At 59.3% G+C, this 24,226-nt stretch carries 16 protein-coding genes and 3 pseudogenes; 2 read left to right on the top strand and 17 right to left on the bottom strand.

The window, feature by feature from the left end; all coding sequences use genetic code 11:
* The coding region (locus X730_RS0134770; RefSeq protein WP_031197377.1) for a TCP-1/cpn60 chaperonin family protein at positions 1–349 on the top strand (349 nt) is incomplete at its 5' end.
* Positions 350–1,209: 860 nt separating this feature from the next.
* Here X730_RS0134770 and X730_RS1000000166840 read toward each other — a convergent pair.
* The 14 genes and pseudogenes from X730_RS1000000166840 to X730_RS138425 form a co-directional block, all read right to left on the bottom strand.
* A pseudogene (locus tag X730_RS1000000166840) lies at positions 1,210–1,368 on the bottom strand (ATP-binding protein); the annotation flags it as partial.
* 172 nt (positions 1,369–1,540) lie between these two features.
* Positions 1,541–1,672: pseudogene (locus X730_RS1000000167820) on the bottom strand (IS6 family transposase); the annotation flags it as partial.
* A 207-nt stretch (positions 1,673–1,879) separates the two neighbouring features.
* Entirely contained in the window at positions 1,880–2,566 is a 687-nt protein-coding gene (locus X730_RS138375) for a response regulator transcription factor (protein WP_023673698.1), read from the bottom strand.
* A 717-nt stretch (positions 2,567–3,283) separates the two neighbouring features.
* Positions 3,284–4,324 (bottom strand): P-type DNA transfer ATPase VirB11, encoded by a 1,041-nt coding sequence (virB11, locus tag X730_RS138380; RefSeq protein ID WP_023673699.1) that lies wholly within the window; start codon positions 4,322–4,324, stop codon positions 3,284–3,286.
* Entirely contained in the window at positions 4,308–5,447 is a 1,140-nt protein-coding gene (gene virB10, locus X730_RS138385; protein WP_023708086.1) for a type IV secretion system protein VirB10, read from the bottom strand. The genes virB11 and virB10 overlap by 17 nt, the downstream gene beginning before the upstream one ends.
* The gene (locus X730_RS138390) at positions 5,440–6,324 is read right to left on the bottom strand and encodes a TrbG/VirB9 family P-type conjugative transfer protein (protein ID WP_023673701.1); all 885 of its coding nucleotides are present in this window, start codon (positions 6,322–6,324) and stop codon (positions 5,440–5,442) included. The genes virB10 and X730_RS138390 overlap by 8 nt, the downstream gene beginning before the upstream one ends.
* Positions 6,321–7,034 (bottom strand): type IV secretion system protein VirB8, encoded by a 714-nt coding sequence (locus X730_RS138395; protein ID WP_023685154.1) that lies wholly within the window; start codon positions 7,032–7,034, stop codon positions 6,321–6,323. Before X730_RS138395 ends, X730_RS138390 begins: the two co-directional genes overlap by 4 nt.
* On the bottom strand, positions 7,031–7,189 hold the full coding sequence (locus X730_RS1000000166835) for a type IV secretion system lipoprotein VirB7 (protein WP_081731658.1): 159 nt from the start codon (positions 7,187–7,189) through the stop codon (positions 7,031–7,033). Before X730_RS1000000166835 ends, X730_RS138395 begins: the two co-directional genes overlap by 4 nt.
* Before the next feature lie 27 nt (positions 7,190–7,216).
* A complete protein-coding gene (locus X730_RS138400; RefSeq protein WP_023673703.1) occupies positions 7,217–8,104 on the bottom strand; it encodes a type IV secretion system protein in 888 nt (295 codons plus the stop codon).
* Between the two features lie 59 nt (positions 8,105–8,163).
* Positions 8,164–8,847 (bottom strand): type VI secretion protein, encoded by a 684-nt coding sequence (locus tag X730_RS138405; RefSeq protein ID WP_023673704.1) that lies wholly within the window; start codon positions 8,845–8,847, stop codon positions 8,164–8,166.
* A gap of 13 nt (positions 8,848–8,860) precedes the next feature.
* The gene (locus X730_RS138410; protein ID WP_023685155.1) at positions 8,861–11,230 is read right to left on the bottom strand and encodes a VirB4 family type IV secretion/conjugal transfer ATPase; all 2,370 of its coding nucleotides are present in this window, start codon (positions 11,228–11,230) and stop codon (positions 8,861–8,863) included.
* Positions 11,230–11,556 carry a type IV secretion system protein VirB3 gene (locus X730_RS138415; protein WP_023673706.1) on the bottom strand — a complete coding sequence of 109 codons (327 nt, stop codon included), beginning with the start codon at positions 11,554–11,556 and terminating at the stop codon, positions 11,230–11,232. The genes X730_RS138410 and X730_RS138415 overlap by 1 nt, the downstream gene beginning before the upstream one ends.
* Complete coding sequence (gene virB2 / locus X730_RS138420; RefSeq protein ID WP_023673707.1) at positions 11,556–11,861, bottom strand: pilin major subunit VirB2; 306 nt, start codon at positions 11,859–11,861, stop codon at positions 11,556–11,558. The genes X730_RS138415 and virB2 overlap by 1 nt, the downstream gene beginning before the upstream one ends.
* A gap of 74 nt (positions 11,862–11,935) precedes the next feature.
* Positions 11,936–12,721 (bottom strand): type IV secretion system lytic transglycosylase VirB1, encoded by a 786-nt coding sequence (locus tag X730_RS138425; protein ID WP_023673708.1) that lies wholly within the window; start codon positions 12,719–12,721, stop codon positions 11,936–11,938.
* 1,291 nt (positions 12,722–14,012) lie between these two features.
* On the opposite strand from X730_RS138425, the pseudogene X730_RS0134755 reads away from it, so the two are divergent.
* Positions 14,013–14,814, top strand: a pseudogene (locus tag X730_RS0134755) (winged helix-turn-helix domain-containing protein).
* Positions 14,815–15,042: 228 nt separating this feature from the next.
* On the opposite strand, the gene X730_RS1000000168855 reads toward X730_RS0134755, so the two are convergent.
* The 3 genes from X730_RS1000000168855 to X730_RS1000000165535 form a co-directional block, all read right to left on the bottom strand.
* Positions 15,043–16,149 carry a hypothetical protein gene (locus X730_RS1000000168855; protein ID WP_245261424.1) on the bottom strand — a complete coding sequence of 369 codons (1,107 nt, stop codon included), beginning with the start codon at positions 16,147–16,149 and terminating at the stop codon, positions 15,043–15,045.
* The gene (locus X730_RS1000000168850) at positions 16,137–17,291 is read right to left on the bottom strand and encodes a Ulp1 family isopeptidase (protein ID WP_245261423.1); all 1,155 of its coding nucleotides are present in this window, start codon (positions 17,289–17,291) and stop codon (positions 16,137–16,139) included. Before X730_RS1000000168850 ends, X730_RS1000000168855 begins: the two co-directional genes overlap by 13 nt.
* Before the next feature lie 3,674 nt (positions 17,292–20,965).
* Positions 20,966–23,932, bottom strand: coding sequence for a Ulp1 family isopeptidase (locus X730_RS1000000165535; RefSeq protein ID WP_245261422.1), 2,967 nt, complete (start codon positions 23,930–23,932; stop codon positions 20,966–20,968).
* Positions 23,933–24,226 lie beyond the last annotated feature (294 nt).

The raw sequence follows: 24,226 nt of genomic DNA, 5'->3' as shown, positions 1-24,226 counted from the left end.
CAACATCGTTCGTCGTGCACTGCAGGCTCCGGCCCGTCAGATCGCTTCGAACGCAGGTGCTGAAGCTTCGATCGTCGCCGGCAAGATCCTCGACAACAAGGGCGCGACCTACGGCTACAACGCCCAGACCGGCGAATATGGCGACATGATCGCCATGGGTATCGTCGACCCGGTCAAGGTCGTTCGCACCGCCCTCCAGGACGCGGCCTCGGTCGCCGGCCTGCTCGTCACCACCGAAGCCATGATCGCGGAGGCTCCCAAGAAGGAGTCGGCTGGCGGCGGCATGCCTGGCGGCATGGGCGGCGGCGGTATGGGCGGCATGGGCGGGATGGGCGGTATGGATTTTTAATCCAGCCCCTATCAGCTTACAGCGGAGAGGGCGGCAGCATGCCGCCCTCTCCTTGTGTGCCGAACATGATCGAAACCTTGGAGTGCGTCCCGAGGATCTCGTTCGAGCCTCACCGCATGGTCGAGAATTAGGATCTTGTCCGATCGAGCAATTCGCGGGCTCAACCTGGTCAAACCGGCGCCCCCTACGAACTGCCCGATCCTTGAGGATTCCGCTGCGCGACAATCACGATGATTCATTCAGTTGGTAGCTATAGGCGGTGAATCATGAGGGGCATTGAGGAGCGTGGCAAGGCGCCCATCTCGCCATTTAACTCCATCGAGCGTGATATCAGGGACAATTCTCTCATCGGAACCGGCGGCTGGCGTTGAAGGACCCGGTGAATCATCCTGATCTATAGTGGAGCAGACGCGCTCTGAGCCTCAAGAGCGTTTCCTCCTCTGAGTATCCTTGATCTGCCGCTGGACATTCTCGTTGATATTGCTGAGCGGCTCAGCCCGATGGATCTGCTGAGGATTTCGCACACAAATCAAGAGCTGCGTGTCGCCGCGATGATAGTCGCAACGCCTCAAGAAAGGCGGATTCAGGTTCAGGCCTGTGGCAGCCCTTGCAACCGGGCTCCAGCAGCGTCTCGTCGTCGTGGCCGAGGGGCCTCGTGACCCCGACGACTGCGCTACGGCCTTGTGGGGCCTCGGAGCGGGCGTGGCAGCGCTTGCACCCGAGCTCCAGCGGCGTCTCATCCTCCTCGCCGAAGGGCTTGAGCCCAGGTCTCAGACCATTGCCCTGGAGGGCCTCGGAGCAGGCGTGGGTGGCGGACATAGCAGCCTGTCCCATACCTATGAATACGTTTGGCTGAAGCAGACCGATGGCTGCGCGTCGAAGCCGAAGCCGTCGAGTTCGCGGACAAACGGGAACTGCGCGATCTTGCTCGACATGAGCGTGTCGAGCTGGTCGCGGATCGCCGTCAACTTCAGCCGATCCAGGATTGCGATCAGCAGGTCATGATCTAGGGTCGTCATCACCAGCTCCCTCCGGCCGCCGCTTCGTACTCGGCGAGTGGCCGCAGCAAGGTGGCCGGGGGTGATCTTGATCCGCTCGGCGCGCACCGGCCCTTCGAAGCCGGCAACGCCGACAAAAGGCTCTGTCGCAAACCTGGAAATGGGGTTGTGAACGGCCATTTCGGCCTGTCCGTCAGGCAGCGAGGAGATCGAAACAGCGATCGACAGCCTTGTAGGCATACCTCGCCTGTCGCTTGCCCATCATGTGGATCATCTCGATGCCGGAGAGGATAACCACGTCGTTCGCATGCCACTTGAAGCCGATAGCCTGGTCGAAATGGCGGCCCTTGAACATCACGTGCTCCTCCACAGCTGAGGCGTTTTTCTTGCCATGCTCGCTTACAAAAAGGTTTGCGACAGAGCCGTTCGAACCGCATGCCGACATCATCGTCAAGGGCGGCCGCGATGTCCATTATGGCCACAAGCTCACCCTGACGACGGGCAGGCAGTCTGTTCTTTCAATTTAGACCAACTATGCGGATGCCGCCTCAGTCAATTCAAGAATGTAACCAATGCCGCGCATGGTCGTGATACGTGGCGTTGCACCTGACCTTCTCAGGTGTCCACGTAAGCGATAGATTCCGACTTCAAGCGCGTTGGCAGATACCTCGTCGTTGAACGAATAGAGGTGATCTTCCAACTGCGCACGAGGCACGATGCGGCCTGCACGGATAAGCAGATGCTCTAAAATACATAGTTCGCGGCGTGCGATCTTCAGAGGATGACCCGAGACGGAAACCTGTCGGCCGATCGGATCGAAATTGAGATTGCCAAATACAACGATGGGGTCGGTCACCTGTGTCGACCGGCGCAGAATGGCTCTCATTCTGGCGATGAGCTCATCGAAAGAGACGGGCTTGAGCAGAAAGTCGTCCGCGCCACCGTTGAAAATTGCAATCCGCTTCTCGAGATCGTTGATGCTACTCATAATGAGGGTTGGAACTGAATGCCCGTTGCTCCTTAGCTGTCTCAGCCAGCCCAAGCCATCGCCATCTGGCAGAGCCAGCTCCAGCAGGAGAATTTCATAGGTAGCGCAACAAAATGCCCTCGATGCCTGTTCCAGGTTGCCAACTACATCAACGGCAAAACCGCTATCCCCGAGCGCAACTCGCACAGCGCGCGTAAGATCCACATGATGATCAATGAGCAGCGTTCGCATTTCACGTCCTATCAAGGTCGGACAGGTCACCGTCCGCTGTAAGACCGGGGCGACAGCGGAAGTCGCGCAACTCTTCGTAGTGTTCGTAACGCTCTTTCCGATGGGTGATCGCGGGAGCATGCAAGCCGCACGCCTGCAATAGTCGGGGATGGAACACGTGAAGACCTGTTGACGGGCTGAAACCGTCGGTCGGCGGGCCCACAATGCCACCGACTCTGCCTGCGATTTCTCTGCGCATCGATCCTCCTATGGGTTGCGTCGCAACATCCAGCTGAGGTCGCAAGGGCAGGTTGCGGCTTTGTTCATTGAGAGGACCCCCTGGAGGCAATACCAGGAGGATTCCCTATATGGCACTTCCCGATTTACCACCGGTCATTCCGAACCAAGTTCGGCGGCTTTGAAGACACTCATTGAGCGCGGCTAGGTAAATCAAGGGTACGACTGCCGGGTGTCGATGCCGCTTTTGAAGCAGGCATCGGCACCAGCTCGGTGAGCGTCGCCCGCGCAATTCAGCGGACGCGCTCGATACACCCAGTCGAATCGTGCCGCAACTTGCCGCGCCGACAGGGCGCCCGAAGACTTCAGACTTGTGACCGAAGGTCTACGCCCAGTCCTCCTCCCATTATCCACCTCCCTCAAATCAAAGTGGACGTTCAATCTGAACAAATTACGCCATCGTATCACAAACGACCTACCGATCCCCGACGTGCTCTAGCCTTAGTGCTTGTTAAGAAGGTCGGCTACTGTCTCTCCGCGTCGCCGGGCATCGGCGGCGAGCCACACCTCCCCCACCTCATACACGTCGCCGTGGGTACTGAACGGCACAATGACGTCAATGGCAGCCGACAGCAGGTCAAGAAGCGTGTGGTCTTCCACAGCAGCTCCTTGCGGGCTGCTCTTGACGAGTGAAAAGAGCTTTTTAAAGCCTTGGACCGGATCCGCCCCATGAATCGTTGATATTGATCCCGCATGGCCGGAGACGACTTCGCTAAGGTAAGCCCAAGCAGCATCATCGCGCATCTCGCCAAGCAATATTCGGTCAGGGCGCATGCGCAAGCTGGCTTGCAACAGTTGCTCGGCTGTCACCGCACCTACGCTTGCTCGGTCCTTCGGATAAAGTAACCGGACATGGTTCTCGTGCGGGATTGCAAGTTCGAGCGTGTCCTCGATACTTATCAGCCTCTCTTGCGGGGGTATAGCGTTGATCAAAGTCTTGCTCATTGTCGTTTTGCCGCTTCCAGTAGGTCCGCAAAGCAGCATCGTGAGCCGCCCGCAAACGCATGCTCGCAAAAATTGCTCCAAGTCACCATGGTCGTAGTGCTGAAGAATCGTTTCGTCCTGCCGCTCTTGGCGCTCCTTTCGTGACCGCCATTGATTCCAACGCGAGTATTCGTAGCGAGAAGAAACTTCCTTGAGTTCGGTCACACGACTTGAGGGACGCCGTATCGTCAGGCTTATTGTTCCTGAGGGAACAGCGGGCGGCAAACAGATCTGCAGCCGCTCTCCGTTCGGCAGCTCAGTCGCACAGAGGGGGCTTTGCGGTCCGACATCTTGCTTGCGCAGCGCTCCAGCGAGGATCGCGATGTCCTCCAGATCGTCATAAGATAGCGGCAGCGGATGTTTCGTGAAAACGCCGGCCTGTCGGACAAAGGCTTCCCCAGGCCGGTTGATAGCGACCTCTTCGGTCCTTGGCTCCTCAAGCCATTTCAAAACAGGGTTGAGAAGCAAACGCAATTGAGGGTCAGCCTCCGGTCGCATTGTTGTCTCTCCGGCGTTGGCGATGTTGGGGGGCTGGCGCCACGGCGATCGGTCTAAGATCGTATACATCTGAGAAATCGAGGTCCCGAGCCACAAAGATGGATACAGCATCTCCCTGGTTTTTCTTCAGAGTTGGCGGAACGTTGATCGTTGCTCTAAGGGTCGTGTCAACGGCTTGTCCGGCGTTGCTCTGGAAGCTGTTGATGCCGCTTCCTCCACCTGAGCTGCCAGCGTATTGACCGGCGGCCTGAAACGCGCCTTGAATGACGCTCATGAGCATTGCTCCGCCAAAGCGCTGCCAGAAGTGATTATCCACCGTGCCAGGCATTCCGGAGCGGCCGAGCTCGTCAGCGCCCGGCGACGCTAGCGAAACGAGGGCATGGTCAGGCGTTTCGATGCGCGTCCACAGCACGAAGACACGCGCATCCCCCTGTTGGAGACCACGCTGGATCTCGCCAATCACGGTCGTCCCGCGATCCAAAAGCACCACGTTGTTGGTGGCGCCGCGGACGTCTTTAGGTAAGACGCACTTCACATAACCCGGTAAATTTGTGTCGACTGCCGTTTGCAAAATGCAGGGAATTATCGTTCCTTGGGTAATCACGAGATCAGGGTGCGGCAAAAGTGTGGCCCGGCTTGGCTCCTGTATATCTGGTTTCAATCGCCCCGTCAGATCGCCAGCGTCTGAAATCTCATGCGAGGTCGCGGGAGCATCCCTATGGTTGTCTTCGCTCCGCTGACCGTCGTTGGGCATTTGACCGCTGCCACTGTAGGCGAAAATTGGTGTTTCCTCCGGCGGCGGATCAGCTGGCGTCGGAGGCGGCGTGGATGGCGCAGAATCTCCTGCCTGCGCCGCCTGTACGGGTGCTGGAGCTTCGGGAGCAATCTCAATCGGCACGGGGCGGAATGGCTCGGCGTCGGCGACAATTGGAGGTTTTGGCTGAGTTGGCTCGTCTTGTGTGCTGGGACGACCGCCGAGCCAGATGAGCGATAGAGATGAGATGAGAACAAGAGCAGCGACGGCCAACTTCTGCAATCCCGAAACATGCCGGCGGGCCGGCTCCGAGACCATCGATCCTGAGGCATGGACATCATGTCCCGACTGTGGGCCGGTTTCATTCATCGGCCGGGCCTTTCAAAACGCGCCACACGTCGGGTGTCACTGTACCGGTCCCTGGCGCTCGTCCCACAGGGTCATAAGCCCTGTTGAAAATGGACAAGACCGTATTGCCATCTCTCAGACGCCATTCCCGGGCGACTGCGGATACTTCAACATAGTCTCCTTTGACCGTGTAATTGGCAGCGGCTTCCTTGCCGTCGGGATTGATAATGTAGAGGGAGGGTATGCGGGAATTGCTTGCGAAGCCAAATACGGTGGTAAAGCCATTATCGAAAACTTCCAGCGGCGCCAGCGATCGATCGCCCTTTGCGACGTAGTGAAAATTGCTTTCGTCCGGACTGGTAGTTGCGGCGGGCCGATTCAACAAATCCTGAACTCTCTCGTCGCGCAGCACTTTCGCCCGGGCCTGACCAAGAATCGAGCGCCTTTCTGCGTCCTTTCTCTGAGCAGCAGCCTCATCAGCAGGATAGGTGAACTGCACACTGTAGTATAGGTCAGGTTGCTGCTCATCGAGTTTTGGCATCGCTCTCGTTGAAATACTGAAGACGTATCTCCGTGTACCGGACTCACTCTCGGCCAGCACGACGACCGGCTGCGGCGGGAGCATCCGGCTAGCCTTAAAAAAGAGATAGTTGGCGCGCGGGAGCGCAGCCAGGTCTTTGCTATTGGAAACGGCCACGGCTGCGACTGTCTCGTTGGCCGCGAATGTGACAACCAGCGTTGCCCCCACTGCGGTAGACAGGCGCACCACTTCGTCAGGACGGTAAGCCAGGTAGCGCATGCGCGCATCATGCTTGCCGGCAAGTGGTGTGTCTTCCGCTGACGCTTCCATCGTTAAGAAGAGTGAACAGACCAGCGCGAGAAACGCTCTTTTTGTCATGGCTGCACATAGCCCAGGTTCGATACGCTATCTTCCGAGCTTTGATAGGAAGTGACGAGTAGACCTCCCGGATTGGTGAGCCTCGATTGCCCAGGCAGACCCGTCAAGCGCTCGTAGCGGATGGTAGCTGTCCAGGTGGTCACTATCGGCATCTGCCCATCGACAACAAGCGAACGTTTGTAACGGATCTGTTGAACGTCCGGACTGATGTCGTTTGAAGAAATATGCCCGACCTCGAGCTTGCCGCGTTTGCCGACCGTGACTTGCGGCGAGGTGGGATTCGGATAGTTGAAGAAATCTTGATATTGCTGTCGCACAGCCGGCGCGCTGAAACTGGATACGAGGTCATAGGCGTATTGGGCTGTATCTGCTGTGTACCCCTCGCGCAGGCGTACATATTCCCACAGCGAAGCATTTATGACGGCTCGGTCTTGGGTTGCCGGCAGTCGAGAGACTGACACTTCGCTGTCGACGGTCCCATCCGGCCGGACCCAGAGGAACACAGGTACGAGCTTGGCCAACGGGACCATGGCAGCAATGGTAAATGCCTGGGCAACATTTCCTAGGACCGCCGCTGCGGCAAAGGCTATCAGGGCCTTTGACAGGCGCCGCGCAGACTTCGCTCGTGAAGTTTGAAACGCTTCCACCTTCTTATAGTGGGCGGCTAGCGTTTCTCTCTCCACCAGAAGGGCATGTTCAGGAACTTTCACTTTGGCTCTTCCGCGCATTGGACCTGAAGATCCTCAGGGGTGGTTTCCCATTGTCCCACGTTCAGTTGGAATGGGGCACCCGCGCATGTCGCAAGCCCATGGCTCGTCTTGCAGGCGGCCAAAGCGAGGATTGACAGAAGTAGGCAATATTTCATGTTTTTGGCACCGAGCTTGTCGATTGATTAAGCACCCGCCGTTTTGGCAAAGTGGCGATTGAGGCTGTTAAGTGGTCGGTTCGCACCTCCCCAAGAGCCACCGGCGATGCTGCTGGCGATCGTCGGAAGCGCGACGATCAGAGCGTCACCAGCTAGGAAAAGCATGTCGAGCTCGTAAAGCCCGATGATCTTGGCTGCTGTCGTGCCCGAGAATTTGATCATCAAAAGCATGGCTGCCAGCGAGACTGCTTCGGCAGCGATTACTATCGTTGCAACGATGTTGAGGAGGAGAAGCAGCAGCCCGTACGAGAGCAGTTGGCCGATCCATCTGGTGGCTATGTCTCGAGTGTGATCAAAAAGGTAGCCTACAAGGACCAGGGGGCCGATCGTCAAGAGCACCTTCGTCAGAATTCCAACGGCATCGTAGATCTCGAACGCTGTCCACAGCGCGCCGTAGAAAATCCATTGCGCTCCCTCGAAAGCAAGTATGTCCTGGCCGTTCATAGGCCCAATTTCGGAAGCAATCAGCTGAAAGACATACTGGCTTGAAGCAAACATAAGATCGAGCTTCTGGGGGATTCCGATGAAGGGCAAGTCGCTGCCACTGATGTCGTGAGCCAACCTCGGAATCGTGTCGTCGAAGAGCGCTTCAATGTACTGCTGATAGTTGGCCTGCCCTAAGATAAGGGCGACGACAATCGACACCATGATTACGCGCGAGATACCCCCGCGCGCATCGACTTGACCACGCATGACCAGACAGCCTTGGATTATTATCCAGAGCGTGACACACGCAACCAGAGGCGCACTGACCGCCGCTTGGACGTTTTCAAGCACTTTGTGCAGCCCGGACGTGAAGGCCCCATGAAAGATCGTGTGTATAGTCGTGAATGGCGCGGGAATTTTGAAATTCATGGCGTGAGCCTGATGTGTCCCTGATCAGCGCAGCTGGAGCCTGATGAACTCTGTGTGGTTTACGGGAGGATGCTAAACATATTAGCGGTGTCCTGATGTTCGCGACGCTGCGTGGCGGCCTCCTCCACGGCGTGAAGGCTCCCTTGTGCAGTGGCCATTGTCAGCAGACTCGTGGCCTGGACATTTTGGATCATCGCATCGTGAATCTGCTTGAGGACCAGACCGTTGGTCACGGTGGCCTGCATAATATTTCCCGAGCGGGAAAGCTGACCAAGCGTGCCGGCGTTATCCTTAAGGCGCTTGTCCATCATGCCCAAAGTGTCGGCTGCAATAGCTGCGGCATTGGCGGCCCCGGCGATTTGTCCCTGTAACAGTTTCGCTTCTGAATCGGTGCCGTTGACTATCCGATTTGGGTCCTTCGCAATGTTACGGGCCATAATCGAAGCTGGCGCCCGAGCATCAAACATCTGCTCCTCCAGCTTATTGCTCGACGGGTAGTGATTTCCTTGGTTAAGTGAGCTTAGCAGTCCCGTGACAGCGAATGACGACGTTAGAATTGTCACCATTTCAATCGTGGTAGCGAGCGTCTCGATTGACCTCTCAAGGATCGCCGCATTGGAAAGCGCTGTTAAGGTCGCTTGTGTTTCTGTTACAGGGTCGCTGACGATAAATTGCGAACGGGCCTGTCCGTGAAGCAGAAGGGAAGCAGCAAGGGTCGTTACTGCAAGTTTGGCAAATTTCATGAATATTCCTCCGTCAGTCTTGAACTTCGTGGTACCGGGCCATGAACTTGTCGAGCCACCCACTTGGGGCGTCTCCGTGCTGGTTACGAAGCTGGTCGGCAAAGCGCACTGTGTTGGCCCGCCCCGAGAGTACGGCTACGTACTCGCGCATCTGCCCAAGATCGAATTCGCAAACAATACTCCCGCTATCGCGCTTGAGCAAAAACTTGCGGCTGCCGATTGCCATTCCCTGGCGGATTGCCTCGAACTCCTGCGCAGTGCACTTCAAGCCATCGACATACGCAGAGCGGTCCGCCGTCGGTGATGGGTAGAAAATTTTCGTCATACATTGCGCAACGAGACTAGCTCCGAGAGGCGATTCCAGAACGTGTTCAGGCTGCTGCGTTGCGAGTATCAACATGCCGTTGTTTTTGCGGACCGTGAGCAAGAACTTGTCGATAACGGCCGAGAATTGGGGGTTGAGTAGATAGAATCGAAATTCGTCGCAGCTCATGACGAACCGACGACCATCGACGATAGCGCCCACTCGATGCAGAAGGTATGCGGCGGCCGGTGCACAGACCTCCTCATATTCCAGGAGCTGCGTCATGTCGAAGCCCGTAATGGAGGCATCCAGCCTTACTTCGTCCACGTCGCCGTCAAAGGCCCATCCAAGCGCCCCCCCTCTACACCACCGCTGCAGCCGTGCTCCTGCGCCCTCGGAGGGGCTGTGCAATAGGAACTCGCGCAGGCCCGCAAGTGAGCGCATAGGGGGTTCGAACGAAAGCTGACGAACAATGCCGCGTTCCAGCCGACGGCTTTCCTCCGGCGAGATCGGACCACGGCCGTCACTCTCGATCAGGGCCATCAACCACTCGCGCAGAAAGTCCCGGGAGGCGGAGGTGTTGTCCAGTCCACGCAGAGGGGCCAAGCCGCTCGGAGCGCCTCTGCGCAACGCAAGATATGTCCCTCCCGTGGCTCGCACCAGCAGTTCACCACCCCGATCCTTGTCGAAGAAGACGATCGCACCATTGCGATCGACCAAGCTTTGCTCAAGCATCGCGAGGACAAAGGTCATCAGCGTCGTCTTGCCTTTGCCAACGGGCCCGAATATTGCCGTCATGCCGACGTCATTCTCATGGGGGATGTAGTCGAAAGAAGTTCCACCGTTTGTGCGAAAGCGCGCAACAGCATTGCCCCAGTGGCCGGAACTGGAACCGCTTGGGAAGTTCTCAAATGAGACGAGCCCGGCAAAATTGTGTGAGGTGATCGCCCCCGGGCGCGTGCGCCACCTGTTGTTCCCCGGAAGTTGGGACCAATATGCGGCCTCCATGCCGATGCCCTCTTGGACGATAACGGCGCCCGCGTCGGCCAGCCGTGCGCGGGCACTTGCTGCGCGATCTGCAAGGCTATTGAGGCTGTCGGCATAGACGCACAGGCTCAGATGATGCGAACCCATCACGAATTCGTTGCTTGCCAGTGCGTCCTCTGCCTCGGCAAGTTCATTGATCTGGGTGAGAGCCTTGTCGCCGGCACTCGTCATCTGGCTGGACTTAAGGCTTAGTTTGGCATGAGCTTGTGGGCGAGTGAGGAAGGAAAAGCTCTGGCTCAGGACAAGCGGGAAGTTGGCGGACAGCAAGGAATTTAGCATGCCCGGCCGCGTCGTCGCCGGATATTCACGGAACGAAAACAATGATCCGACGGAGCTATCCCCGGGCCTTCGAATCTCAAGCGCCCGCTTCCCGCAGATGACCTGGTCAGTGTAGATCGAGGCGCCAAGTGAGCCGGTAACCATCGGAACCGGAAGAAACCGGCAAGTCATCATGAGCCGAAGCGCCTCGCCGATTTCCGTGAAGAGCACGTTGCCTTTCTCACGAATGCCCAACCGGCGCAGACCGTAACCGCCGAGTGCGCCAGCAGTGATGTGCCAGAGGTCTTCCAGGCTCCGCATTTGGGTGGCTAGATCGTGCTCATTCCGTCTGCGGGACTTGGCAATCCGCAAGCCGATCTTGCCGATTGCGGTGCGGGGGGACACGATCAAAGTGAGGAAGTGATCGTTGCGAAAGAGCTTTCCCGACAGCACACGACGCTCGTAGGCCTCGCTCAGACTGCCAGCGAATGCACTTTGAAACTGGCGCGGCGCCGGCGCCGGCACATCGTTGTGCCTCACAAGATGAGCGTATATCGAGACATTGTCATCGGCGATGTTGCGCAAGAGAGTGTTGAACGCGCGGCAGCGCGAGTTGCGCATCTCAGCGTCTTCCAAATCAAAGGGCACACCGTTCACATGTGCCATGGCCATGATCGATCCGTCTTCCAGAAGGACAACCTGATCGCTTACGTGACCAACATACGGAAGGTAGATCTCGCCAGACCTCTCGGTCCGGCCGCTGGCGCCGAACATTACACCATTCCTCTTCCGCGTTTCGGCACTCTGATCGGATTGGCGCTGACGCTTGCGCCTCCCCAGACCGGCCCGTCCACGCTTCTGCCGGCCGTCTGCAAATAGAGCAGCACGACGCTTGCCGCGTTATAGTCACGCTCAACAACCAGCCGTGCTCCGAACCAGAGTGGCACGAGAACGATTTCGTAGAGCGGGTTCTGAAGGATAATGATAACAAGGCCAGCCAACATCATGAGCAATCCGGCCAGCGTCAGCGGCACCCCCAGAAACAGTGCGGGGCGCGTCGCCGCCACATAGAGGGTGCTCACTTCCAACCGGTCGCTCATCAGCCGCCGCCTATGAGCGCCTTGCCCAGGAAGCTGGCCCCGAACATGATGACGATCCCTCCAACGACACCCGCAACCAGGCCAAGTGAAGCACGACCGAACATCCAAGAGATACCGATGGCTACGAGCCCGAGCACGGCCAGTGATTGTCCAAAGGGGCCAAGTATGAACGTGCAGATATTCTGGACCATCTTGGCAGGATCCGTCCCTCCGGTCACCTGAGCCGCGGCTGGCCCGCTGTAGAAGACCGTCCACGCCGCGCCTGCAGCAGCGGCCGGTACATATTCAGCCGCCATGCGCAGCATGGAAAAAGGCGAAGGAACACGCGTTTTAAGCGCACGAAGTATCTTGAGTGGCGTCATCATTGCATCTCCATGTTTCAATCGAATACGAGTTTGTTCGGGTTCGAGGGTTCCCGTGCTTTCGCAGCCTGGCTGCCTGTCGGATCTGAGGGATCGGCCCCGGAGCGGTCTGGCTGATACGAGCCCCAGATGTCCCAAGAATCTTGGTTGGGCTGCTTCTTTCTATTGGCCTGTTGGCTCTGCTGGAGCAGAGGCGGCACGGCTTTCCGACCGGGTGCCTCAAGGTGCGGCACATCTCGAGCAGTCGGCTCCAGCGTTCTCTCAAGGAGACTTGAGATGTCCTTTGCGGCCGACTCGACCTTGCGTACATAACCGTTGGCGAAGCCATGCGTGACGTCGCCCGTGTTATAGGCCGAGATGGCACGGCGAAGCGCCAGTTGCTGTGCCACAGCAGTGGTGCCGCCGGCATACCGGCTTTCAAGCAGGTGGGCGGCAGCCGAAAGCGAGGCGCAGGGCTCGAAAGCCCTTTCCGGCGTGAGATTGAGCATGGCAAAGTTCTTGCTGTTTATCTGCATCAATCCAACATCGACAGAATGTTGTGCTTCGAGGCGTTCCTTGATGCCCCGCGTGGCTTCCAGGTGGTCTATCCAGCGAAGCTGCTCACCTGTGGTGTTGTCATGAGCCACCAGCGTTTCAAAGCCACTTTCAATCTTGGCAATCGCGGCCAGGGTGGACGGCGCAACCCAGGGGGCGCATTTGCGCGACAGGCTGCGGAACTCACGCGGAGAAAGTGGCGCGGGCTCGGCTGGGAGTGACATGGATGTCATCAGGACGATGGCCAGCGGCCAAGCTGCAATAAACATTCCCTATCACCTACCTTTCCAAGCCGCCGGACGGGTTCTGGCCCTGTCCGGCACGCGCTTATCGGGGAGGTTTGTTACTGTGTGATGTTCAAGTTCAGCTTTTCGGTTTCAATTGAAGCAAAGACCGTGTTCGTATCAGCGTGGGTGAGCATCTTGCGCATGCGTGGGTGGCGCGGGCCCGATCAGCCAGCGACATCCGGAGCATCTTGGTACAATGACTCCTGTACAGGATTGCTCGTCCCGGCCGTCCGTTGCTCCTGGAGTGTGGGCCGCGACTTTGGCGTCATGGACGGTACTTCTGTCAGCGCCAAGCCAAGGACAAAATGGGGAGCTTGGCGGGCTTGTTCAGGCTCGGGATCACCGTGGGGAATCGACTAAGGCGATAAAGCGGCCCAACTTTGCCGGTATGCTGCCGGTCCTTAAAGAGCAGCCATGCGCGGCCCTGCATACTCAGATCATTGCTTGAGACGCGAGCTCGTCCGCGAAGCTGGCTCGAAGGCGCAAATCCGCGGCGGCGAGGGTCAACTGGGAAGACGTGGCGGCGCAGCCCATCCTGGTGCGAGCCTCGTTCAGCTGTTCGGCCGCCGCCGCCAAAGGGTGGATCATGCACAGTCCCATCGGCAGATAACCGCACGTCATTGACGCAGTCCGACGGCGCAATGGACAAGCATAGTGACACGCTCAAGATGGAGGAGTTGCAGTAACTGAGAAATGTTAGCCCGGACGTTCACCGCAACCGGCGACCTGCCGGTCGCCGAACAGCATTTGAGGCCGCCGGCCACCTTGGACGAAGCCGGCTTGGCAGGAGACACACTATTTTGCACAAGGCCGCTGCAGCGAATCACGGTCTTCTTCCGCCGACCGCCTCTCCGATCAAGCCAAACGCCGCGCTGCTCAACCATGTCCGAGCTGGATCCACGAGCCGGAGGATATCGAGATGATCCAGGTCCGCAAACTCCAGGATGACCAGGATGCAAGGGCATAGCAGGAAACTTGGCATCCATGAGGTCGAACTTGAGTGATATTGGCAGGCCTGCACCAACGGGGGAGCTCGAAGCGAAAAAGCGAAGGACCACACGGCAGGGTCATGTCGGCGCTGGGACCTGTCTGGTGTCCACGGGCTGCCTTGGTGCGGTCAATTCGCTGGGGATGAAAAGAACAGGACGAGCACGGCCTCACATTGGCCGCACGCAACGGCGAGTGGTATCAAGGAGCAGCTGTTCTGGGTCGGTGCCCCAGGGTTGCTCGGCAACAGGTTTAGACAAGGGGATTCAAGATTGAAGGTGTGCCGTTGAAACATGTTCTTGTCATTGACGATGATGCCGCAATGCGGCGCCTCATCGCCGAGTATCTCACGATGCATGCCCTGAAGGTAACCGCAGTCCACGATAGCAAGCAGTTTGACTATGTTCTTTCACGTGAGCCAGTCGNCGATGCATGCCCTGAAGGTAACCGCAGTCCACGATAGCAAGCAGTTTGACTATGTTCTTTCACGTGAGCCAGTCGATCTCGTGGTTGTTGACCTTAACCTAGGCCGGGAGGATGGACTTGCGATCGTCCGCAATCTGGCGACAAAATCGGATGTTCCTATCATAGTGATCAGCGGCGACCGGCTTGATGAGGCGGAAAAAGTGGTTGCACTGGAGCTCGGCGCAACCGATTTCATTCCCAAGCCTTTCGGGATGCGCGAATTCTTGGCCCGCATTCGAGTAGCGCTACGCCAGCGCATTTCTAGTCCGCGAACCAGAGAGCAGCGCTCATTTCGCTTTGGGGCCTGGAAGCTCAGCGTGAAGCAGCGGCGACTGATCTGTGCGGAGCGTGGCGAGGTCAAGCTTACCGCATGTGAGTTCAATCTCTTGATCGCATTTCTGGAGAACCCCCGCAACGTGCTATCCAGAGAACGGCTTTTGCTCGCGAGCCGTGTGCGTGGAGAAGAGGTGTACGATCGAAGTATCGATGTCCTAATCATGCGCTTGCGCCGAAAGCTGGAGGCTGATGCGGCCAACCCTCGCCTGGTCAAAACATCCCGTGGCGCAGGGTACTTCTTCAACGCTGACGTGGATGTTAGCTACGGAGGCACGTTGGCCGCGTGACAGTGAGCTATGCTGGAGATTGGGGTGACGAGGCTGATCAAGCCTTCCAACAGTACCAGCCTGATCAATTACAGCGAGAGCTACCGGTCCGGAGATCGCATCAGCGCCTCTNATCAAGCCTTCCAACAGTACCAGCCTGATCAATTACAGCGAGAGCTACCGGTCCGGAGATCGCATCAGCGCCTCTGTCGTCAAGAGAGCTGTTCTGCTTGACCCCAGCCATGGAGCTCAACGCCCCGCGTCGGAGCGCTCCCTGCTTCTGAAGGAAGCCATTAGGTCCGCTCGGGCTTGATCGGAGGCTTGGCTGATGGACGTCGTGGTTGCTTCGCTCAGTTGCCGCCCCATGGCGCGGCTTTGCGGATTATCAGTCCTCTGCCTCTTCGCCGGTCTCAACAGCGCTGTGTAATGTTCATTGTTTATGATGACGCCCCCGCTGTTCACGAGGTTGCTCCTGTCAAGTGTACTCGTCAGTCCGTCCTGGGCCTCACGCTTCTTGCCCAAGTGCCGTTCAAACGGCGCTGGCGCGACTTGTTGAGCTCGAGAGATGGGTCCCTGCTCTCCTGCGTGGCCATGAGCTTGTGCCGCGGTCTGCGCAGCGGCGTCCCCAATGGCACGAGCCTCCATGCCGACTGCGTCTTCCGGACGAGCAGCAAGGGCAATTTCGCGCCCGAGTGCGAACTTCCGGACATGAGTTAGTGCACTGATGTCAGCGGTTTTCATATAGCGCTTGGCATCTTCATCCAGCGACCGCTCGTGAAGCCGATCCGCAATCCCCGGCTTTTTGTTTTCAACCAGGCATTGACTGAAACGTCTAAGAGCAGACCCATAGACCTCAACGGTACGGGGTTTCGGCCCGGTCGGCGCTGCCTCGTACGCTTTGATGAGAGCCGCTGTGTACTCTCTGATGAGCACGGCGTCGGCAGGGTGGGGATTCAGGGCAGGGCGGCCCACCACTGGCGCTCCGCCCGCCCACGTCTTGAGACGACCCAGTGACCCAGCCACGGCCGAGGGGCCGCCACCCCAGATCTCGTACTCCTTGCGATCCCGATCCAGCGACGAATCGTGAAGCCGATCCGCAATCCCCGGCTTGTTATTTTCAACGAGCCAATGACCAAAGCCGAAAAGAATATCTACATGGCGCTTGACCGTGATCTCCCCGACCTTACCGGCATAGAGTGCTGACCTCAGCCCTTCGACAAGGGTCGCATCGTTGGAATAAAGAGGACCCTTGTCGGGACCGGAGACCACTTTTGGGCGATCTGGCTGCACCGCCGCCGGCACAGAACGAGCATGGTCACGCAACTCGGACGGTGCGGGGGGATTCAGATCAACCACTNGGCCTGCATCAGCACGCGAGCGCCTGAATTGCCGATCTCGCTCAGCTGCGGCTCAGTGGCAACGTCCTGCAGACGACTGTTCGGGGTCCTTTGCCTCTTCGCTGGTCTCAACTCCGCTGTATCATGCTCACGGTTGATGAGGACCTCCTCGCTTGGTAGCTGGTTGCTCCTGTCCTGTGCAGCGATCCGCTCGTCCGGCGCGCGCTGGTCGCCGTCGCGCCAGCTCAGGGGACGAAAGGACCCTGCGGGATCCGAGGCTTGGTGATGGGGCCCAGTTGGCACGAAAGACGATGCCAGAACAGCGTCGTCTTCATTAGCTTTCCCAGGGGGGAGATACTCTGGCCAACTGTATTCCTCCTGCGGCCCGCTGCGCTGCGCAGCGGCGTCCCCCTTGCTCTCAAGACTTTGAAATTTAAATGGGTCCCCGGGAGCAACGTCTGGCGCTGACTGGCCGAGCCGCTTGATCTGCTGGTAAAACGTCCCAACGGGGCTTTCCTTAACCGCGTCTCGGGCCTGTCGGTCCATGAGTTCAAAGTTCGTAAGATTATTTGCCGTTCCGAATGTATTGTCACCCCTGAGGCGGGTTTGTAGTGCCTGCCGATTGACGACGAGGTTGTTGAGGTTCAGGTTATCTGGCTGCGATTGCAATCGCCCAACCAGCGCCCGCGTGCCGTCCACCACGTAGACTCCGCAATCCACCACGTTGCTCTGCTGGGCGATGCGGGATACGCCCACGCGGGTCTCCAGGCTGGCGCCCAGCCTTTCTGCGAGGTGTTTTGCAAGCTTGTCATTGCATCCGTTGTAGGAGTCATAATGATAGGCAACCGGCCGTTCCCGGTCGCTGCGATCAACGAACAGCAGCGACCAATGGGTGCCGCGCTCCGCAAGAGTCTTACCGCCATCGCTCACTGGCACGAACAGGAAGTCGGCTGTGTCGTTACCGTTCTGATGGACGATGCGCTGGAATGCGCTTAGCATGACGCTCTCGGAGCCCAAGCGCAGATGATAATTGGCTACGAGGGGATCCACGAACCGCGTCCGGGCGGCGAGATCTGGATTGTTCCCCTGCAACTCCTGCTCCAGGAGTTGGTAATCCCTCTGGATATGTTCGTCGCCTAGCCATTCCAATGCGCCGAGCACCCGCCCGTCTTTAGCTTTCCCAGGGGGCCTCTCTGGCCGACCCAATGCCTCCTGCGTCCCGCTGCGCTGCGCAGCGGCGTCCCCAATGGCACGAGCCTCCATGCCGACTGCGTCTTCCGGACGAGCAGCAAGGGCAATTTCGCGCCCGNGTCTGCGCAGCGGCGTCCCCAATGGCACGAGCCTCCATGCCGACTGCGTCTTCCGGACGAGCAGCAAGGGCAATTTCGCGCCCGGGTGCGAACTTCCGGAGATGAGCTAGTGCACTGATCCTCCGGTTACCACCGGAGTTCACATAGCGCTTGGCATCTTCATCCAGCGACCCCTCGTGAAGCCGATCCGCAATCCCCGGCTTTTTGTTTTCATGCAGGTATTCACTGAAACGTATAAGAGTAGATCCATAGACCTGAATGGTACCGCGATTCGGCCCGGTCGCAGGCGCTTCTTTGTACTCTTTGATGAGAGCCGCTGTGTAATCTCTGATGAGCGCGGCGTCGGCAGGGTAGGGATTCCGGACAGGGCGGTCGACCACTGGCGCTCCGCCCGCCAACGTCTTGAGACGACCCAGTGCTCTAGCCACGATCGAGGGGCCACCCCTGCTCTCGTACTCCGAGGGGCCACCCCTGCTCTCGTACTCCTTGCGATCCTGATCCAGCGACGATTCGTCAAGCCGAGCAGCAAATCCCGGCCTGTTATTGTCAAAGAGCCAACGACCAAAGCCGAGAAGAGAATTTACATGGCGCTTGACCGTGCTCTCCTTGACCTTACCCGCGTAAGCTGACCTCAGCCCTTCGACAACGGTCGCATCGTTGGAATAGAGGGGACCCTTGTCGCGACCGGAGACCCCTATTGGAGGATCTGGCTGCACCGCCGCCGGCACAGAACGAGCATGGTCACGCAACTCGGACGGTGCGGGGGGATTCAGATCAACCACTGACGAATCCGGCGCATNGCATGATGATGGCGCGCCGTTGAGTGACCCGGCTGCAGCACCGAGGCACCCAGCATCGACCCACTGCCTCCGGCATACGGCGCCGCGGCGTGTTCTTGTCCGCTCCCTTGCATCATGGGCTGCGCTTCCCATGGCAATGCACCCACTTGATGGGTGGGGGCCTGCATCAGCACGCGAGCGCCTGAATTGCCGATCTCGCTCNGTCGACCATCTGCTTTTGCGACCGAGCCAGCGTTTCGGCCACCGCGGCCTCGCCAACCGCGGAGGGCGTCTCCCCAGCCCTGGCGAACGCTGGCCCGGCAGGCGCCGCCGGCACAGAACGAGCATGGTCACGCAACTCGGACGGTGCGGGGGGATTCAGATCAACCACTGACGAATCCGGCGCATGATGATGGCGCGCCGTTGAGTGACCCGGCTGCAGCACCGAGGCACCCAGCATCGACCCACTGCCTCCGGCGTAGGGCGCCGCGGCGTGTTCTTGTCCGCTCCCTTGCGTCATGAGTTGCGCCTCCCATGGCGATCGTAGAAGGTCCGCGTGCGGAATCGAGTCGAAATATCCCGACAAATCAGCGTCGACCTTCTGCTTTTGCAACCGAGCCCACCTTTCGGCCACCGCGGCCTCGCCAACCGCGGAGGGCGTCTCCCCAGCCCTGGCGAACGCTGGCCCGGCAGGCGCCGCCGGCACAGAACGAGCATNTGGTTGCTCCTGTCCTGTGCAGCGATCCGCTCGTCCGGCGCGCGCTGGTCGCCGTCGCGCCAGATCAGGGGACGAAAGGACCCTGCGGGATCCGAGGCTTGGTGATGGGGCCCAGTTGGCACGAAAGACAATGGCAGAACAGCGTCGTCTTCATTAGCTTTCCCAGGGAGCTCGCGCCCGAGTTCGGACTTCCGGAGATGAGCTAGTGCACTGATCCCCCCGGAGTTGTTATAGCGCTTGGCATCTTCATCCAGCGACCCCTCGTGAAGCCGAGCCGCAATCCCCGGCTTTTTGTTTTCAACCAGGTATTCACTGAAACGTCTAGGAGCAGATCCATAGGTCTGAATGGTAGCGGGATTCGGCCCGGTCGGCGCTGCCTTGTACTCTTTGATGGGAGCCGCTGTGTAATCTCTGATGAGCGCGGCGTCGGCAGGGTCGGGATTATTCAGGACAGCGGCGCGGTCCAGCACTGGCGCTCCGCCCGCCCACGTCTTGAGATGACCCACTGCTCTAGCCACGTCCGAGGAGCCACTCTTGCTCTCGTACTCCTTGAGATCCGGATCCAGCGACTCCTCGTGAAGCCGAGCAGCAAATCCCGGCCTGTTATTATCAAAGAGCCAACGACCAAAGCCGAGAAGAGAATTTACATGGCGCTTGACCGTGCTCTCCAATGCTGACCTCAGCCCTTCGACAACGGTCGCATCGTTGGAATAAAGAGGACGCTTGTCGGGACCGGAGACCCCTATTGGAGGATCTGGCTGCACCGCCGCCGGCACAGAACGAGCAGGGTCACGCAACTCGGACGGTGCGGGGGGATTCAGATCAGCCACTGACGAATCCGGCGCATCATGATGGCGCGCCGTTGAGTGACCCGGCTGCAGCACCGAGGCACCCAGCATCGACCCACTGCCTCCGGCGTAGGGCGCCGCGGCGTGTTCTTGTCCGCTCCCTTGCNCAGCCCTGGCGAACGCTGGCCCGGCAGGCGCCGCCGGCACAGAACGAGCATGGTCACGCAACTCGAACGGTGCGGGGGGATTCAGATCAACCACTGACGAATCGCGCGCCGTTGAGTGACCCGGCTGCAGCACCGAGGCACCCAGCATCGACCCACTGCCTCCGGCGTAGGGCGCCGCGGCGTGTTCTTGTCCGCTCCCTTGCATGAGTTGCGCCTCCCATGGCGATGGTAGAAGGTCCGCGTGCGGAATCGAGTCGAAATATCCCGACAAATCAGCGTCGACCATCTGCTTTTGCGACCGAGCCAGCGTTTCGGCCACCGCGGCCTCGCCAACCGCGGAGGGCGTCTCCNCCGCCGCCGGCACAGAACGAGCATGGTCACGCAACTCGAACGGTGCGGGGGGATTCAGATCAACCACTGACGAATCGCGCGCCGTTGAGTGACCCGGCTGCAGCACCGAGGCACCTAGCATCGACCCACTGTCTCCGGCGTAGGGCGCCGCGGCGTGTTCTTGTCCGCTCCCTTGCACCATGAGTTGCGCCTCCCATGGCGATGTATCCACTTGAGGGCCGGGATCATGCACTGGTTCGTCCATTTGCTTTTGCAACCGAGCCCACCTTTCGGCCACCGCGGCCTCGCCAACCGCGGAGGGCGTCTCCTCAGCCCTGGCGAACGCTGGCCCGGCAGGCGCCGCCGGCACAGAACGAGCATGGTCACGCAACTCGAACGGTGCGAGGGGATTCAGATCAACCACTGACGAATCCGGCGCATCATGATGGCGCGCCCTTGAGTGACCCGGCTGCAGCACCGAGGCACCCAGCATCGACCCACTGCCTCCGGTATGCGGTGCCAGGTGCTCGTCCCCCAGCATCATGGGCTGCGCCTCCCATGGCAATGCACCCACTTGATGGGTGGGGGCCTGCATCAGCACGCGAGCGCCTGAATTGCCGATCTCGCTCAGCTGCGGCTCAGTGGCAACGTCCTGCAGACGACTGTTCANTCCCATGGCAATGCACCCACTTGATGGGTGGGGGCCTGCATCAGCACGCGAGCGCCTGAATTGCCGATCTCGCTCAGCTGCTTAGCTTTCCCAGGGAGCTTCTCTGGCCGACCCAATGCCTTCTGCGGCCCGCTGTGCTGCGCAGCGGCGTCCCCAATGGCACGAGCCTCCATGCCGACTGCGTCTTCCGGACGAGCAGCAAGGGCAATTTCGCGCCCGAGTGCGNCTGCGCAGCGGCGTCCCCAATGGCACGAGCCTCCATGCCGACTGCGTCTTCCGGACGAGCAGCAAGGGCAATTTCGCGCCCGAGTGCGGCGTACGGCGGGAACTTCCGGAGATGAGCTAGTGCACTGATCCACCGGTTACCACTGGAGTCCAAATAACGCCTGGCATCTTCATCCAGCGACCCCTCGTAAAGCCGAGCCGCAATCCCCGGCCTGTTGTTTTCATGCAGGTATTGACTGAAACGTCTAAGAGTAGCCGCATAGTCCTGAGTGGTTTTGGGATTCGGCCCGGTCGCAGGCTCTGCCTCGTACTTTTTGATGAGAGCCGCTTTGTAATCTCTGATGAGCTCGGCGTCGACAGGGTCGGGATTCAGGGCAGCGCGGCCCACCATTGGCGCTCCGCCCGCCGACTCTTTGAGACGACCCAGTGCTCTAGCCACGTTCGAGGAGCCACTCTCGCGCTGGTACTCCTTGAGATCCTGATCCAGCAACGGATCGTCCAGCCGAGCAGCAAATCCCGGCTTGTTATTATCAAAGAGCCAACGACCAAAGCCGAGAAGAGAATTTACATGGTCCGTGACCGTGCGCTCCCCGACCTTACCGGCATAGAGTGCTGACCGCAGCCCTTCGACAACGGTCGCATCGTTGGAATAAAGAGGACGCTTGTCGCGACCGGAGACCACTACTGGAGGATCTGGCTGCACCGCCGCCGGCATAGAACGAGCATGGTCACGCAACTCGAACGGTGCGGGGGGATTCAGATCAACCACTGACGAATCCGGCGCATGATGATGGCGTGTTTCCCCGGGAACAACGTCCCGTACGAACACCGAGTCTGGGTTGCCTTGGTCCGGCGCGACTGGAGCCAGGGCTCTGTCGTGCAACGCTCGCGCTGACTGGCCGAGCCGCTTGATCCGCTGGTGAAACGTCCCAACGGGGCTTTCCTTAACCGCGTCTCGCGCCTGTCGGTCCATGAGTTCAAAGTTCGTGAGATAATTTGCCGTTCCAGATGTATCGTCACCCATGAGTCGGGTTTGTAGTGCCTGCCGATTGACGACGAGGTTGTTGAGGTTCAGGTCTGGCAGGTCTGGCAGGTCTGGCTGCCATCTTTGCAATCGCCCAACCAGCGCCCGCGTGCCGTCCACCACGTAGACTCCGCAATCCCACTCGTTGCTCTGCTGGGCGATGCGGGGTAAGTCCACGCGGGTCTCCAGGCTGGCGCCCAGCCTTTCTGCGAGGTGTTTTGCAAGCTTGTCATGCCATCCGCTGACGGAGTCATAATGATAGGCAACCGGCCGTTCCCGGTCGCTGCGATCAACGAACAGCAGCGACCAATGTTTGCCGCGCTCCGCAAGAGTCTTACCGCCATCGCTCACTGGCACGAACAGGAAATCGGCTGTGTCGTTACCGTTCTGATTATGGACGATGCGCTGGAATGCGCTTAGCTTGTCGCTCTCGGAGCCCAAGCGCAGATGATAATTGGCTACGAGGGGATCCACGAACCGCGTCCGGGCGGCGAGTTCTGGATTGTTCCCCTGCAACTCCTGCTCCAGGAGCTGGTAATCCCTGTGGATATGTTCGTCGCCTAGCAATTGCAATGCGCCGAGCACCCGCCCGCTGGGGTCGCCGAAAACACCAAAAAACCCTTCGACCGCGGGGGACATCCCCTCAGGAAAGAGCTCTGGCGAGGCGGAATTCCCCGCCCGCAAGCTGGGCGGAGCGAATTCCGGTGGCCTCAGTGGCACCTCCTCGCTTGGTAGCAGGTTGCTCCTGTCCTGTGCAGCGATCCGCTCGTCCGGCGCGCGCTGGTCGCCGTCGCGCCAGATCAGGGGACGAAAGGACNTCCTGTCCTGTGCAGCGATCCGCTCGTCCGGCGCGCGCTGGTCGCCGTCGCGCCAGATCAGGGGACGAAAGGACTCTGCGGGATCCGAGGCTTGGTGATGGGGCCCAGTTGGCACGAAAGACGATGGCAGAACAGCGGCGTCTTCATTAGCTTCCCCATGGAGCTTCTCTGGCCGACCCAATGCCTTCTGCGGCCCGCTGTGCTGCGCAGCGGCGTCCCCAATGGCACGAGCCTCCATGCCGACTGCGTCTTCCGGACGAGCAGCAAGGGCAATTTCGCGCCCGAGTGCGGCGGACGGCAGGAACTTCCGGAGTTGAGCTAGTGCAATGATCCTCCGGTCACCACTGGAGTCCTTATAGCGCTTGGCATCTTCATCCAGCGACTCCTCGTGAAGCCGAGCCGCAATCCCCCGCTTGTTGTTTTCAACCAGGTATTCACTGAAACGTCTAAGAGTAGCTCCATAGTCGTGAATGGTTTGGCGATTCGGCCCGGTCGCAGGCGCTCCCTTGTACTCTTTGATGAGAGCCGCTTTGTACTCTTTGATGAGCACGGCGTCGGCAGGGTCGGGATTCAGGACAGCGCGGCCCACCATTGGCACTCCGCCCGCCGACTCTCTGAGACGACGCAGTGCCACAGCCACAGTCGAGGAGCCACCACTGCTCTCGTACTCCTTGAGATCCTCATCCAGCGACTCCTCGTGAAGCCGAGCAGCAAATCCCGGCTTGTTATTTTTAAAGAGCCAACGACCAAAGCCGTAAAGAGAATTTACATGGCGCTTGACCGTGTCCTCCTTGGCCTTACCCGCGTAGAGTGACCTCAGCCCTTCGACAACGGTCGCATCGTTGGAATAAAGAGGACGCTTGCAGCCGCGACCGTCGGAGACCACTATTGGAGGATCTTGCTGCACCGCCGCCGGCACAGAACGAGCATGGTCACGCAACTCGGACGGTGCGGGGGGATTCAGATCAACCACTGACGAATCCGGCGCATNAGCATCGACCCACTGCCTCCGGCGTACGGCGCCGCGGCGTGTTCTTGTCCGCTCCCTTGCATCATGGGCTGCGCTTCCCATGGGGCCGCGCCTTCGATGAGGCTCAGGTCTCCCTGAGACGGATGAGGATGGAACGGGTCTGGCAGAGCCGGAACGCCGGGGGCGGGAATTTGGGCAGCGGCTTGGCGCGCCTCGCCCGAGCGCTGCTCAAAGCCCTCTTGCCCGGCCTGTGCCGCTTGCTCTTGAGATGCCGGGGGCTGCACCTGCCGCCAACCT

This window comes from Mesorhizobium sp. L103C131B0 (assembly GCF_000502275.1).
GTDB lineage: Bacteria > Pseudomonadota > Alphaproteobacteria > Rhizobiales > Rhizobiaceae > Mesorhizobium.
This window is presented reverse-complemented; position numbering and strand designations above follow the sequence as displayed.